At 63.7% G+C, this 13,423-nt stretch carries 13 protein-coding genes; 8 read left to right on the top strand and 5 right to left on the bottom strand.

Going from position 1 to position 13,423, the window contains the following annotated elements; genetic code table 11:
• Positions 1-65 precede the first annotated feature (65 nt).
• The gene (locus GVL04_RS11605) at positions 66-431 is read right to left on the bottom strand and encodes a hypothetical protein (RefSeq protein ID WP_159704267.1); all 366 of its coding nucleotides are present in this window, start codon (positions 429-431) and stop codon (positions 66-68) included.
• Positions 432-718: 287 nt separating this feature from the next.
• Here GVL04_RS11605 and GVL04_RS11600 point away from each other — a divergent pair, with 287 nt between their 5' ends.
• The 4 genes from GVL04_RS11600 to GVL04_RS11585 are packed head-to-tail and all read left to right on the top strand — an operon-like array spanning position 719 to position 6,046.
• Positions 719-2,281: an aspartate aminotransferase family protein gene (locus GVL04_RS11600; protein WP_159704265.1), complete on the top strand. Its 1,563-nt coding sequence runs from the start codon at positions 719-721 to the stop codon at positions 2,279-2,281.
• Positions 2,278-3,621: a lysine N(6)-hydroxylase/L-ornithine N(5)-oxygenase family protein gene (locus tag GVL04_RS11595; RefSeq protein ID WP_159704263.1), complete on the top strand. Its 1,344-nt coding sequence runs from the start codon at positions 2,278-2,280 to the stop codon at positions 3,619-3,621. The genes GVL04_RS11600 and GVL04_RS11595 overlap by 4 nt, the downstream gene beginning before the upstream one ends.
• On the top strand, positions 3,618-4,208 hold the full coding sequence (locus GVL04_RS11590) for a GNAT family N-acetyltransferase (RefSeq protein ID WP_159704261.1): 591 nt from the start codon (positions 3,618-3,620) through the stop codon (positions 4,206-4,208). Before GVL04_RS11595 ends, GVL04_RS11590 begins: the two co-directional genes overlap by 4 nt.
• On the top strand, positions 4,205-6,046 hold the full coding sequence (locus GVL04_RS11585; protein ID WP_159704259.1) for an IucA/IucC family siderophore biosynthesis protein: 1,842 nt from the start codon (positions 4,205-4,207) through the stop codon (positions 6,044-6,046). The genes GVL04_RS11590 and GVL04_RS11585 overlap by 4 nt, the downstream gene beginning before the upstream one ends.
• A gap of 52 nt (positions 6,047-6,098) precedes the next feature.
• On the opposite strand, the gene GVL04_RS11580 is transcribed toward GVL04_RS11585, so the two are convergent.
• Positions 6,099-7,418 carry a BNR-4 repeat-containing protein gene (locus GVL04_RS11580; RefSeq protein WP_159704257.1) on the bottom strand — a complete coding sequence of 440 codons (1,320 nt, stop codon included), beginning with the start codon at positions 7,416-7,418 and terminating at the stop codon, positions 6,099-6,101.
• A 136-nt stretch (positions 7,419-7,554) separates the two neighbouring features.
• On the opposite strand from GVL04_RS11580, the gene GVL04_RS11575 reads away from it, so the two are divergent.
• Positions 7,555-8,334 (top strand): SDR family oxidoreductase, encoded by a 780-nt coding sequence (locus GVL04_RS11575; protein WP_159704255.1) that lies wholly within the window; start codon positions 7,555-7,557, stop codon positions 8,332-8,334.
• Between the two features lie 165 nt (positions 8,335-8,499).
• The gene (locus GVL04_RS11570) at positions 8,500-10,191 is read left to right on the top strand and encodes a sigma-70 family RNA polymerase sigma factor (protein WP_159704253.1); all 1,692 of its coding nucleotides are present in this window, start codon (positions 8,500-8,502) and stop codon (positions 10,189-10,191) included.
• A gap of 3 nt (positions 10,192-10,194) precedes the next feature.
• Here GVL04_RS11570 and GVL04_RS11565 read toward each other — a convergent pair whose 3' ends face one another.
• Complete coding sequence (locus tag GVL04_RS11565) at positions 10,195-11,253, bottom strand: FUSC family protein (protein WP_159704251.1); 1,059 nt, start codon at positions 11,251-11,253, stop codon at positions 10,195-10,197.
• Positions 11,254-11,386: 133 nt separating this feature from the next.
• On the opposite strand from GVL04_RS11565, the gene GVL04_RS11560 reads away from it, so the two are divergent.
• Both GVL04_RS11560 and GVL04_RS11555 read left to right on the top strand, forming a co-directional pair.
• A complete protein-coding gene (locus GVL04_RS11560; RefSeq protein ID WP_159704250.1) occupies positions 11,387-11,857 on the top strand; it encodes an SRPBCC family protein in 471 nt (156 codons plus the stop codon).
• Entirely contained in the window at positions 11,854-12,369 is a 516-nt protein-coding gene (locus GVL04_RS11555) for a GNAT family N-acetyltransferase (protein ID WP_159704248.1), read from the top strand. The genes GVL04_RS11560 and GVL04_RS11555 overlap by 4 nt, the downstream gene beginning before the upstream one ends.
• On the opposite strand, the gene GVL04_RS11550 is transcribed toward GVL04_RS11555, so the two are convergent.
• Together GVL04_RS11550 and GVL04_RS11545 are read right to left on the bottom strand one after the other, a co-directional pair.
• On the bottom strand, positions 12,370-12,789 hold the full coding sequence (locus GVL04_RS11550) for a VOC family protein (protein WP_159704245.1): 420 nt from the start codon (positions 12,787-12,789) through the stop codon (positions 12,370-12,372). It lies immediately after the preceding gene.
• Positions 12,790-12,798: 9 nt separating this feature from the next.
• On the bottom strand, positions 12,799-13,422 hold the full coding sequence (locus tag GVL04_RS11545; protein ID WP_159704242.1) for an FMN-binding negative transcriptional regulator: 624 nt from the start codon (positions 13,420-13,422) through the stop codon (positions 12,799-12,801).
• Position 13,423: the final 1 nt, after the last annotated feature.

Below are 13,423 nucleotides of genomic sequence, written 5' to 3'. Positions count from 1 at the left end.
TTGAACTCACAAAACCGGAAAGAACCAGTCAGCCATCACATGAGTGCGGCCGCCGTCGTCAACTACTACCTGGTCGGTCGCTTCTTTTGCCACTGAACCGCGTGCCAGAACAGGAGGCCGGCGGTGATCAGGGCGGCGCCCAAGAGCGCATACGGTGCGTTGGAGAACATCATGAAGTTCACTTGGGCTGATTCGGCGGACTGGACTGGCATAGGCCCCACCATCGCGCTGATCGCATTAGTAAGAGCCCACATTCCGAACCAAGCAAGGCCGGCGTCGAGAACCCACAACGCAATGATGAACGGGTTGACCGGGACGCGCTTGCGTTCGGGGCCTGCGGTCTCCGGCACGTGGGGGCTGACGGCCTGCACGGCGTTCCCATGTTCGTCGATTTCGCGGAAGCCGATGCGCTCGTGAACGTGGTCCTTCATGTGGTCCCCCAACCGTTGACAGCGGATAGTCCTTGCACTCTACCCCTTGTCGCCCGGAAGGCGGGGCCCGCGCATGTGGCCTGATGGCAACACTCGGTGGCCGAAAAGAGTGCCATATTTTGCACCCAAAGGGGCCTGAAGAAAAGTCAATGACGTGCTACCGGGCGGTAGAAGCACGAGAAACCGCCTTCTAAGCGAAATAGGTCACAAAAGTTTGACGGAAAGGTTTACCTAAGTAAGGCTTGCCTTTGCTAATAAGCGCCCCAACGCAATGGAAGGAAGCTGACGTGACGTCACCTAGTGTCGAAGAGCGGATCGCTCAGGAGCAGGATTTTGGCTCCAAAGTGGAACTGGCCCTCGCTGCCACCAACCAGCTGTTCAACGCACGAAATTCTCCCAGTTACGTCGCGCAGGTTCTTCAGGGAGTCAATGCGGTCTCCACCAAAGTCCAGCGGACCACCCAGCCGTTCACCGGCGTCGGGCATGCTGAACTGAAGGCGAAGGTCGGAGCCGTCGATCTTGAGCGTCCGTTGCCGGACACGGCCGCCGCTCTCGAGGAGCTCGACGAGCTCTACCTCAAGGACGCCATCTACTTCCACGATTCCCGCTACGCCGCGCACCTTAACTGCCCGGTGGTCATTCCCGCGTTGGTTGGCGAAGCGGTGCTCTCTGCCGTGAACTCCTCCATGGACACCTGGGACCAGAGCGCCGGCGCCACCATGATCGAGCGCCGCCTCATCGATTGGACCGCGGAGCGCATCGGGTTCGACGCCGAAGCTGACGGAGTGTTCACCTCGGGTGGCAGTCAGTCCAACTTCCAGGCACTGCTGATTGCCCGCAATCACGCCGTCGCCAAGCTGCGGGCCGCGAATGGGGACGCACGCCTGCCGCACCTGCTGGACCGGCTCCGGATCTTCACCTCCGTGGACAGCCACTTCAGCATCCAGAAGTCTGCTTCGATGCTGGGCCTCGGCTTCGACGCCGTTATCGCAGTGCCTACCAGCGAAGACCACCGCATGGACCCGACCGCCCTCGCGGCCGCTCTGGCTGAAGCGCACGACGCCGGCCTGGTGCCGATGGCGGTCGTGGCAACTGCCGGGACAACGGACTTCGGTTCAGTTGACCCGCTGTCCGAAATGGCCGCCTTGGTTCGCGCCTACGATTCCTGGCTGCACGTGGATGGCGCCTACGGTGGAGGACTCATCGTTTCCGGCCGCCACCGCCACCTCCTGAACGGGATCCACCTTGCGGACTCCGTCACAGTGGACTTCCACAAGACCTTCTTCCAGCCGGTCAGCTCCAGCGCGGTCCTGGTCCGCAACGGCTCCATGCTGGGCCACGTCACCTACTACGCGGACTATCTGAACCCGGAGAGCGCCGCGAAGGCCGAGATCCCCAACCAAGTGGACAAGAGCATCCAGACCACCCGCCGCTTTGACGCCTTGAAGCTGTGGCTCACGCTGCGCATCATGGGTGCAGACGCGATCGGTGCGCTGTTCGATGAAGCGATCGACCTCGCCGCGCGAGTGGGAACGCTGCTGGCTGACGACGCCGAATTCGAGCTCGCCGCCGCACCGCAGCTGAGCACTTTGGTGTTCCGCTACCGCCCCGTGATCGACGGCGTTCAGTTGGATGAGGATGCTGCGGACGCCCTTAACCCGGCCATCCGCGCCGCGATCTTCGCCTCCGGTGAGGCCGTTGTTGCCGGCACCAAGGTGGCGGGCCGCCACTACCTCAAATTCACCCTCCTCAACGCCGAGGCGAGCCTGAGGGACATCCAGGAAATCATCGAACTTATCCGACGGACGGGCGACAGCCTGCTCGCGGACACCACGGAGGCTGCAGCGTGAGCACCCAAGACAACGGCAAGATTTACGACGTCGCCGGTATCGGCGTCGGGCCTTTCAACCTGGGCTTGGCCGCGCTGAGCGAACCGGTGGAAAACCTCGACTGCGTCTTCCTTGACCGCAGCGAGTCCTTCGATTGGCACCCCGGCATGATGCTGGAGCCCGCGCACCTGCAGGTCCCGTTCATGGCGGACCTCGTTACTCTGGCGGACCCGACGTCGCCGTTCTCCTTCCTGAACTTCCTGAAGCAGACGGGCCGCCTGTACCGCTTCTATATCCGGGAGAACTTCTACCCGCTGCGCGCCGAATACAACCAGTACTGCCAGTGGGTGGCCGGCCAGCTTGAGTCGGTTCGTTTTAGCACGGATGTGCTGGATGTGACGTACGACGACGGCGTGTACCGCCTTTCGGTCCAGGGCCCGGACGGCGCTGAGGTACTTCGCGCCCGCAAACTGGTCCTTGGCACCGGTACGTCCCCGTACGTTCCGGACTCCTGTGCAGGGATAGTCGAAGCTGGCGGGCTTGTCCTCCACAACGCTGACTATCTGTCGAGGAAGAGTGAGCTGCAGTCCAAGCGCAGCATCACCATCGTGGGCAGTGGCCAGAGCGCCGCTGAACTCTATTACGAACTCCTTCAGGAAATCGACGTCTACGGCTACCAGCTCAACTGGGTGACCCGCTCCGGTCGCTTCTTCCCGCTGGAATACACCAAGCTCACGCTTGAGATGACCTCGCCGGAGTACGTGGACTACTTCCACTCGCTCCCAGGCGAGCAAAGGGACTCCCTGATCAAGAGCCAGAAGAACCTGTACAAGGGCATCAACTCGGACCTGATCGACGACATCTACGATCTCCTCTACACCAAGAGCCTTTCCGGCATGGTGGACACCCAGCTGCACACGCACTCGTCCCTCACTGCCGCAGAGTGGGACGCCACCACGGGCACCCACACGCTCCAGCTGCACCACGAGGAACACGGGCAGAGCTACTCGCTGGAGTCCGAGGCCGTCGTCCTCGCTACCGGCTATACCTACAAAGAGCCCGCCTTCCTGGCCGGCATCCACGATCGCATCCGCCGCGACGCCAAGGGCCGCTTCGACGTCGAGCGCAACTATGGGACCGGCGTCGAACCCGGCGAAATCTTCGTCCAGAACGCCGAGCTGCACACGCACGGTTTCGTCACGCCGGACCTCGGCATGGCTGCCTACCGCAACTCCTGCATCCTGCGCGAGATCACGGGCCGCGAGGTCTACCCGATCGAGCGCAGCATCGCGTTCCAGCAGTTCGGTGCGCCCGCACCCGTGGCCGCAGTACTTCCGGAAACCGCTGGAGCCGCTGTATGAGCTTCACATTCCGGCCCGTCGATCCGGTGACGGACGCACCCGTCCTCCACAGCTGGGTCAGCCAGGAGTATGCACGGTTCTGGGGCATGGTTTCGGCCACTGAGCAGGACGTTGTGGAGGAATACACGAAGATCTCCGACTCGGGCCATCACCAAGCATTCTTGGGGCTCGACGACGGCGTCCCCGCCTTCCTGATGGAGCGGTACCGTCCCGAATCCTCGCCGTTGGCGGACGTCTACGAGGTCCAGGACGGCGACATTGGAATGCACCTGCTCGTGGCCCCGCCCAGCGGTGACCCGCAGGCTGGTTTCACTACGTCCGTCATGCAGTCCGTGATGGCCGAACTGTTCGACGACCCGGCAACCCAGCGGGTCGTCGTCGAACCTGACGCCCGCAACCACAAGATCCATGTGCTCAACGAGAAGGTGGGCTTCCGCCCCCACGGCGTGGTGACCCTTCCCGCCGTCGATCCCGCCGAAGACCACAAGCAGGGGCTCCTGAGCTTCTGCACGCGCGAGGATTTCCTCGCCACCCTGACCCCGATTCTGGCCGCGCCCGTCGCGGCGACCAGAGGAGAATCCCTGTGACCACCACTGCCGACAACGCGACTAAAACCGCCGTTGATTCCGTGTCCCACCTGACCCCTGAACGCTGGGCCATTGCCAACAGGCACTTGGTCCGGAAGGCGATCGCCGAGTTCTCGCACGAACGCATCCTGGTTCCGGAGCTGATCCGGGAGGAGGGCGCCGGCGTCGGCCTTTACAAGGTGGTGAGCGACGACGACACCGTTGAGTATCGCTTCCGGGCGCGCCTCCTGCAGTTGGAGCACTGGTCCGTCTCCGCGGAATCCATCGTGAAGCTGCGTGACGGCGAGGAATTGCCGGTGGACGCTTTGGACTTCATCGCCGAGTTCCATGAGGCACTGGCCATCCGCCAGGAAATGCTGCCTGTCTATCTGGAGGAAATCAGCAGCACGCTGGCCAGCCACGCCTACAAGCAAGGCAAACCGTTCAGCTCGGCCCAGTTGGCTGCCGGCGTCACCGGCGGCGCAGACCGGGCCGCCGACTTCCAGGCCATCGAACACAGCATGACCGAGGGCCACCCTTGCTTCGTGGCCAACAACGGCCGGCTGGGCTTCGGGATTGTCGATTACCACGCGTTCGCGCCGGAAACAGGTGCCACGGTGAAGCTGCAGTGGATCGCGGTGCACCGCAGCAAGGCAGTCTTCACCTCAAGCGCAGGGCTGGACTACCGGACGCACTTTGAAGCCGAACTCGGCCCGGCCACCCTTGATTGGTTCAACGCTGAACTCTCCGCATCCGGACTGGCCCCCGAGGACTACCTGCTCATGCCAGTCCACCCCTGGCAGTGGGACAACAAACTCACCGTGACGTTCGCGGCTGAAATCGCCCAGCGCCACATTGTCCACCTCGGAGCCGGCGAGGATGCTTACCAAGCGCAGCAGTCCATCCGCACGTTCTTCAACACGGACTACCCGGAGAAGGCGTACGTCAAAACGGCCATGTCAGTGCTGAACATGGGCTTCATGCGTGGCTTGTCGCCGCAGTACATGAAGGCGACGCCGGCCATCAACGACTGGCTGCAGGAACTGATCGGAAATGACCAGGAGCTCCAGAACCGGGGCCTGGCCATGATCCGTGAATCAGCAGCCATCGGTTACCACAACCACTATTACGAGGCTGCGTCGGCCAAAGGCTCACCGTACCGGAAGATGCTCTCGGCCCTGTGGAGGGAAAGTCCCCTTCCGCTGCTCAAGGACGGGCAGCAGTTGGCCACCATGGCATCGCTGCTGCACGTGGATGCGGCCGGGAACTCCGTGGTGACGTCACTGATTGAGCGGTCCGGCCTGGCGCCCACTGAATGGCTTCGCCGTTACTTTGAGGCTTACCTTGTGCCGCTGGTCCACTGCCTCTACGAGTACGAACTCGCGTTCATGCCGCACGGCGAAAACGTCATCCTGATCCTTGAGGACGGCGTGCCCGTCCGCGCGATCATGAAGGACATCGCCGAGGAAATCGTGGTCATGGGGGACAGACTGGAACTGCCGGAGGAGGTCTCCCGCGTGAAGGCCGAGATTCCCGCCGAGGAAATGGTCCTGGCCATCTTCACCGACGTGTTCGACTGCATCTTCCGCTTCCTCGGGGCCATCCTTGTGGAGGACGGGACGCTTCGCGAGGACGAGTTCTGGGGAACCGCAGCTGCCGTACTCCGCGAATACCAGCAGCGCCACCCGGAGCTCGCGGATCAGTTCGCCATGCACGATCTCTTCGCTGCGGACTTCGAGCTGTCCTGCCTCAACCGCCTGCAGTTGCGGAACAACCAGCAGATGCTGGACATCTCGGATCCCTCCGGTGGGCTCCAGATGGCAGGCCGACTGGCCAACCCCCTGGCAAAGTTCGCCTAGCAGATCTCGCCGAGGTGGCAGTTAATGGCAATCGTGGTCGCAGACATTGTCATCAAATGCCACCTCGGCGCACTACTACCTGGGTCTCGTAGGCCTGCGACGACTTCATTGATCCCCGGAACCAGCACACTGCGTGCACCGACGGGTCGCCGGGCACCACCATTGGGCGAAGGTTGTCCACGGTGGAGTCTTCGGTCACGGCTTCCCACGACCAGCTGGTGCCGGCGTCGGAGGTCACACCGCGGTAGATCTCGTAGTGCGCAGTAGCAACAGCAGTTCGTGGATCCACCGGAGTGGAGATGTACACCCGGTCCAGGTTGTTGGGATCCACGGCGCCCAGCCCTGTGTAGTCCTGCTCGTGCGGCAGTAGGCCGGGGCCGGCGACGGCGAGCGGATGAAGTTCCCAGCGCACCCCATCAAAGCGGGCGTACAGCAGGCGGTGATCGTCGACGTCGAGCATTTGCTCCCGCTGCAGCGGACCGTTGACGTCGTTGGCCCGGCAGGTGACGATCGCGGCGAGTTCCTTGCCCTGCCGGCGAAGGTCAGTAGTCCAGCCATGGGTGAGGGTGTCGCCGTCGAGCGTCATCCCGGCCTCAAAAACGGTGGTGAGAGCCATCTGGTTGATGCCCGCCGAGCCGATCACGGGCTTGCTAACAACGTGCCCCTCGGCGTCATGGAGAGCATCGCCTTGGATGTAGCCGTGGTAAATGCTGTTGTTGAAGTCCCGCGGGTGGTGGTCCGTGGTGATGAGGTCGATGCGGTCAATGCCATTGGAGGCGTACCGGGTGTACCCGTTGACGTAGCCGATCTTCGGGCGCGTGAAGAGCTTGCCGCCGTAACCCCAGGTGCTGCCGTCGTCCTCGGAGATCATCAGCGTAGGGTCATCGTTGATGGCGCGGACAAAGTTATAGACCCGGTTCTCCGCGCTCAACGCGTGCAGGTTGGAGTAGGTGGCACCGCGCCCGTCTGAAAGCTCAGTCCAATCGAACTGCTGCTCCGGTTCCCATTCTGAAGCGTCGTGCGGGCGGGCGGAAACCCGCCACCGTGAGTAGTTGTCCGTCTTGTGCTTGGCGTACATTGCCACGTAACGGCCATCCGGCCGGATCAGGAGAGCCGGCGCATTGTGGTCATCGGCCTCCAGGCGTTCGTGGAGGACGTGGATGCTGCACTCGCCGGAAGCAAGATCCAGGACAGAGATCTCGATGTTGCCCCCGCGATCGAGTCCTCCCGGGCCCTCCGGCGCGGCGACAGACCCGACCAGCAGCGAGTTGTTGGCGGGATCGATGAGTGCCCGCTCATCCTGGAACCAGCACCAGGCGCCGTTGTTGTTGAGGACCAGTGGCTCCTGCAGGGATGGGGCGTCGTTGACCATGGGAATCCTTTGCGACTTTGCATCGTTTCAAAACCCATCCTACGCACCGAGGTGCCAGTTAGTGACAACCCGCCTCGGTGGCATTGTCATGAGGTGCCATCTCGGCGGGGGCTGGGGAGGGGACTAGTCTTGGCGCATGACGACACGAGCCAATGAACTCACTGCCTTGGTCACCGGAGCCACGGCCGGGCTCGGTGCCGAATTCGCGCGCCAGTTGGCCGAAGCCGGACACCACTTGGTCTTGGTGGCCCGGGACGAAGAACGCCTGAAGGGCAAAGCCGAGGAGCTGGAACGCGACTTCAGTATCTCGGCAGAGGTCCTGTCCGCAGACCTGACCACCGACGTCGGGGTTTCGGCAGTTGCTGACCGCTTGCGGGACGCGGGCCGTCCGGTGGACGTGCTGGTCAACAACGCCGGCATCGGGCTTCTGAAGTCGTTCGAGAGGAACGACCTGGATGAGGAACGGCGACACCTTCGGCTGCACGTCCAGACACCCATGGAGCTGTGCCACGCTGCCCTCGAAGTGATGCTGGCCCGGGGGAACGGCCGGATCATCAACGTGGCGAGTGTCGCCGCCTTCGCCAACCGCGGCACCTACTCGGCGGCCAAGGCATGGCAGGTGACATTCAGCCGGTGGGCGAACATCACATACGCGAAGTCCGGCGTTCAGGTCACTGCCGTATGCCCGGGTTTCACCCACACAGAGTTCCACGATCGCATGGGCATGGATAAGTCCGTGGCTCCCCGATTCCTCTGGCTCACTGCCGAGCGAGTGGTGCGCGAAGGGCTGGAGGACAACGCCCAGGGCAAAGGTGTCTCCATTCCGACGCGCAGGTACAAGGTGGTCAGTTTCTTCGCACGCATCCTTCCCGCGCACCTTACTTCCGGACCACCCAGACGGCCGCTGGAGCCGTAGGCCTCCCAAAGTGTTCACTTGATGGGCTTCCGGCTTTAGGCTGAGGCTGGAGTGCGGCACCGGGGCGCGGCGGCTGTACGGGGGCTACAGCAGCGTGGCTCCGCAAAGGGGTCCGCAGGTCCTCGTTTGCCCGCGAACGATGCCGTGTCCGAAACGGGTAGCGACATGGGCGGAACAGCACCGGCGGACAGCGATATGGGGTTGGTCCTCCAAGTTCGCGCAGGCGACCAAGCCGCTTTCGAGGCACTCTTCGCGAGGCACCATGGGGTGGCGCGGAAGGTAGCGGCAGCGCAGGTGGATAACTTTGCAGACGTTGACGACGTCGTGGCAGACGCTTTCACGTCCGTTTACCAAACCATGGCCGCCGGGAAAGGGCCCGACACCTTCTTCCGTGCGTACCTGCTGACAGCCGTGCGGCGTTTTGCCCACCAGGCGAATCGTGGGGCGTCCCGTACCCGCCCCACCGCTGAGTCGTTCGAGTTGGATTCGGCGGTGGTCCATGATGATCCTGCCGTGGCTCAATTCGAATCCACGGCTGTTGCCCAAGCGTTCCGTTCCCTTCCTGAACGCTGGCAGGAAGTCCTTTGGTACGTAGATATCGAAGGGTTGAAGCCGGCTGCTGCTTCGACGTTGCTCGGCTTGACTCCCAACGGGGTTTCGGCCCTGGCACTTCGTGCGCGGGAACGCCTGCGCCAGGTGTACCTGCAAAACCACATCACAGCATCCTCGGGAGAGGACTGCGAGGAGTACTCGGCGAAGTTGGGTGCCTACGCCCGCGAGGGTCTGAGCCGCCGCAGCCAGGACAGGGTACGGGCACATCTCGAGGGCTGCCCCAAGTGCACTGCCCTGCTGCTTGACCTCAACGATGTGCAGTCAGCTATGCGGGCTGTGGTCTTCCCGTTGGTAGCAGGAGCGGCGTTTACTTCTATCTTCCCCGCGCTTGCGGGCGCCGGTGCTGGCGCAAGCACGGGCGCCGGCTTGGTGCACGGGACGCCGCACAAGGAGATGGCCATCTTCTGGAAGGTGGGCGCTGGAGTGCTGGCCGTAACAGCAGTGTCGGTGGGCGCGGCCGTAGCGTTGGGTGGCGCAGGATCAAACACGGCGGGGGCGCCGGTGGCGGAGGCCTACCCCACCGCCGAAGAGCAAGCTTCGCAGGGTACTGATCCAGTCGGCCCGGGAGCCGGGAAAGAGGAGCAGCCCCAGCTTCCGGACGCCGATGAGCCTTCGAACGGAGCGATCGAGAAGCCTGCCGCGTTTCCCTTTCCCATACCAACCAAATCAGCGCCCAGCGGGTTTCCAACACCCTCGCCGACTCCGAAGAAACCACTTTTTCCGACGTTCGCACCCACGGGGCCGCCGACCCTCCCGGCCCTGGTGCCGACTCCGGGCCCAACTCCGACCTCGAGTCCAACGTCAACGCCAAGTCCTTCAGCAACGCCAAGCCCCACACCCACACGAACCCCTTCGCCCACTCCCAGCCCCACCTACACGCCATCACCGGTGCCCGCAGTGACAGCCAACTTCCGTACAGAACCGGGTACCACGGCCTCGGACGTGAATGTCATCATCATCTTCAAGTTTCGGGGAGGGGCGGTGCCCTCCGCCGCCGAAGCGGTATTCACGATCTCTGAAGGGGCCCACATGATCCGCGGAAAACTCGCTGAACCGGCAGGTTGGACGTGTGGTTCCGGTGATGCCGCCACCCGGCAGTTCCGCTGCAGCAGCACGGCTGTGGACCCTGATGAGCTCGAATTCTCGCTCGGAGTTTCCAAAGTGGATGACGTGGGGACCACCACGATGTACTACGAGTTCGGCGGCCCGGGCATTGAGACGGCAACCTTCTCCAGCACGTTCTGACAGCTACTGCGCCACGCGACTCCGCGGTGCCCGAACCAGCACAGCCACCGCGATGCCCACCACCGCTCCCACGAACGTCTCGATGGCACGCTCCATCACCAGCACGCCGGGATCCATGGGTGCCGCGAGTTGCGCGATCAGCAGGATCACGGGCGTGAAGAACACCATGGCCCACCCGTAATGCCGCGCCATGAACAGCTCGGTGGGGAACTGGCACAACACCACCAGTACGGCGAGGACCACTGCGGTCTGCCCCGGGAAGTACTGGAGCGGTGATAGCGGACTGGGGAAAAGTACGACGGCGACCACCGCCAACCCGAGGAACGTCCCCACAATGCGGTGGATGCCGCGGTGGACGCGGCTGGGGAGGTCGGCGCCGGCGAGGGGAACGGCTGCGGCAGCCATGGCCCAGTGCGGGTGGCCACTGCCGCTCAGCACTCCGATGACCCCGGCGGCACTTACCGCGAGGGAATAGCGTGCAGCATGGACCAAGGCGGCCTGACGCAGCGGGCCGCGGAGGACAGGCACATCGCGGGCAGCGCCAGCTTCCCAAGTGCGGTGCCGGAACCAGCCGGCAAAGCCAACCACCAAGGAAAAGGCGGCGGATGCGGCCCCGATGAGCACCGCCGTCGTCCACGGAACATCGGTGGGAACCGAAGCGCAGGCGCCCAACGCGAGGATGCCGAAGAACGGGCCGATGGGTTTGAGGCGTACGGCGTCCGCATAAAGGGAACCTACTCCGGCGAACAGGGTGGCCACGAGCACCAGCCACCACGAGTGGATGTGATTGACGGATAGGAACACGCCAATGGTCAGCCCGCCCACCAGGAACAGGGCCGCCTGGGCCTGGTGCTTCAGCCGCAATTGATGTGTCTCGTTGCGGCCATACATACCGGTCAGAGCACCGAACACGGCGTACATCATGAGGTCCGGACGGCCGATGAGGATGAGGAACAGTCCCGGCACCGCGACACTTAGGGCAACGCGTACGGCCGAGAGGCGATCGTTGTTGGCGGGGCCCAGCCGGTGCAGTTCGCGGGCATGGGCGATGATTGCGGGCACGGGGAAACACCACCAATCATCGAGGGACTCCCTTGAAAATTATCAGGACGACCCAGCGCCCCGCCATAAGCCCAGTCACAAGCCGTAGCGAGATAGGGCACACGCACCCCTGAAGGTCTGGGAAGATCGAGGTATGCCCGTCGCTTTCGTCTGCCGCACCCGCTCCGCCATGCCGCCGCAGGAGTTGTTCGATCTCGCCCGCAACATTGACGCCCATGTGGGGTCCATGACCAAGAGCCGCGAGAAGGCCGTGGACGGTGTCACCACGGGTTTGATCTCCGAAGGCGAGACTGTCACCTGGCAGGCATGGCACCTCGGGGTCCGGTTCCGCATGACCAGCCGCATCACGCGGATGGAGGCGCCGGCGTCGTTCTCCGATGAACAGGTGAAGGGCCCCTTCAAGTACCTCCGCCACACGCACGAGTTCCGGCCGGACGGAAGCGGGACCCTCATGGTGGACACCGTGGAGTTTGCCGCCCCGTTCGGTCCGTTGGGCCGCCTGGCGGAGAAGCTGGTGCTGGCCCGCTACCTGCAGAACCTGATCGAAGTACGCAATGAATTCCTGGTGGCCCAAGCGCCACCAGCGCTGGATACGCGGCCATGATCAGGCTCGCGCATGCGGACGATCTGCTGATTTTGCAGGACATCGAGCGTGCCGCGGGCCAAGCTTTCGGGGCGTTGGGAATGGAGTCAATCGCCGAGGACGAGCCCCTCGCAGTCGAGGAGCTTAACCACTATGCAGTAGCTGGCCGGGCCTGGGTGTTCGTGGACGGGCTCGACTATCCGGTGGCTTATCTCCTGGCGGACGTTGTGGACGGAGCCGGCCACGTTGAGCAAGTCAGCGTCCACCCCGACTACGCCCACCAAGGACTGGGCCGCGAGCTGCTGCATGCGGCCCGGGTGTGGACCAGAGGCCACGGAATGCAACGGCAAACCTTGAGCACGTTCAGGGATGTGCCGTGGAACGCCCCGTACTACCGTCGCCTTGGGTTCGAAGTGCTCGACGCCGGCACCTGGGGTCCCGAACTAACCCGCCTCATGGAACATGAGGCTGAGTTGGGCCTGACCCGCTGGCCTCGCGTAGCGATGTGGCGTCCGGCGGTACCGCCCAAGTAGCTAACCCGCCACGAGTTCAACCTCGTAGCTGTCCGTGTTGATCAGGTACGCGGCGTAATGGTCCGGACCGCCGGCATGCGGGTATTTGGACTCGAACATCTCGTACCAACCGGCGTCCGCGCCGAGCGCCCGGATCCGGTCCACGTTTTCCCGGGTCCCGGCGTGGAAGGCAATGTGGTTGAGCCCCGGATCCGTGCGGCGGTGCGCGGTCCCGGTGATGGCGTCCGAACATTCCACCACGATGTATGTGTCGCCGATCTTCCAACTGCACCCGGTGGGCCACTCCTGGAATGGCTGATAGCCGAGCTCGCCCAGCAGCCAACCCCATTCCTCAATGGCACGGTCAAGATGCGGCACCCAGATCTCAAGGTGGTGGAGCGCCCCTTTGGGCCTTGGGGATTCCGAAGCAACCTCACGCATGCGCCGAGTCTACGAGGTCCGCGCCCGTTCCACATCTGCCGCGCTCGCCGGGTCGCCCACGGTGCGCAAGCCCTCGATGACCCCGGTCACGTCTGCGGCACTCCGGTTCTGGCTGAGCTTCGTCTTCGCCTCCACCCGGGTGATCACAAGTTCGACGCCGACAATCGCCTTGAGCTGCCCGGCGATGAACCGCTCGGGTGCTTCGTCCACCGTCCAAGGCTGCGGCATCGCGGCTTCGTGCTGGTTTGAGAGGCGGCGCACGTGCCGGGCCAGCCATTCGGCGTCGTCATGGATCACCAGCTCGCCGTGGACGTGGGCGATGGAGTAGTTCCAGGTCGGCACCACCCGGCCGTGCTCGGCTTTCGAGGCATACCAGGAGGGCGAGATGTAGGCGTCGTTGCCCTGCACGATCATGAGTGCCTCACCGGTAACGGGCGAGGACCACTGCGTATTGTTGCGGGCCATGTGGGCGTGCAGGGCACCGTGGTCACCTATCGATGGTTCGTAGACAAACGGCAGGAGCGTGGCGAGCAAGCCGTCCTCCGACATGGTCACGAGGTTTGCGGCGCCGGCGTCCTGGAGCAGTGCCTCAACGGCTTCGGCGGAGGGGGCAAAGTGTGCGGGTGTGTACATG

This window comes from Arthrobacter sp. 18067 (genome assembly GCF_902706295.1).
GTDB lineage: Bacteria > Actinomycetota > Actinomycetes > Actinomycetales > Micrococcaceae > Arthrobacter.
Note: the sequence above shows the minus strand (reverse complement) of the source record. Positions and strands in the feature narration are given on the sequence as shown.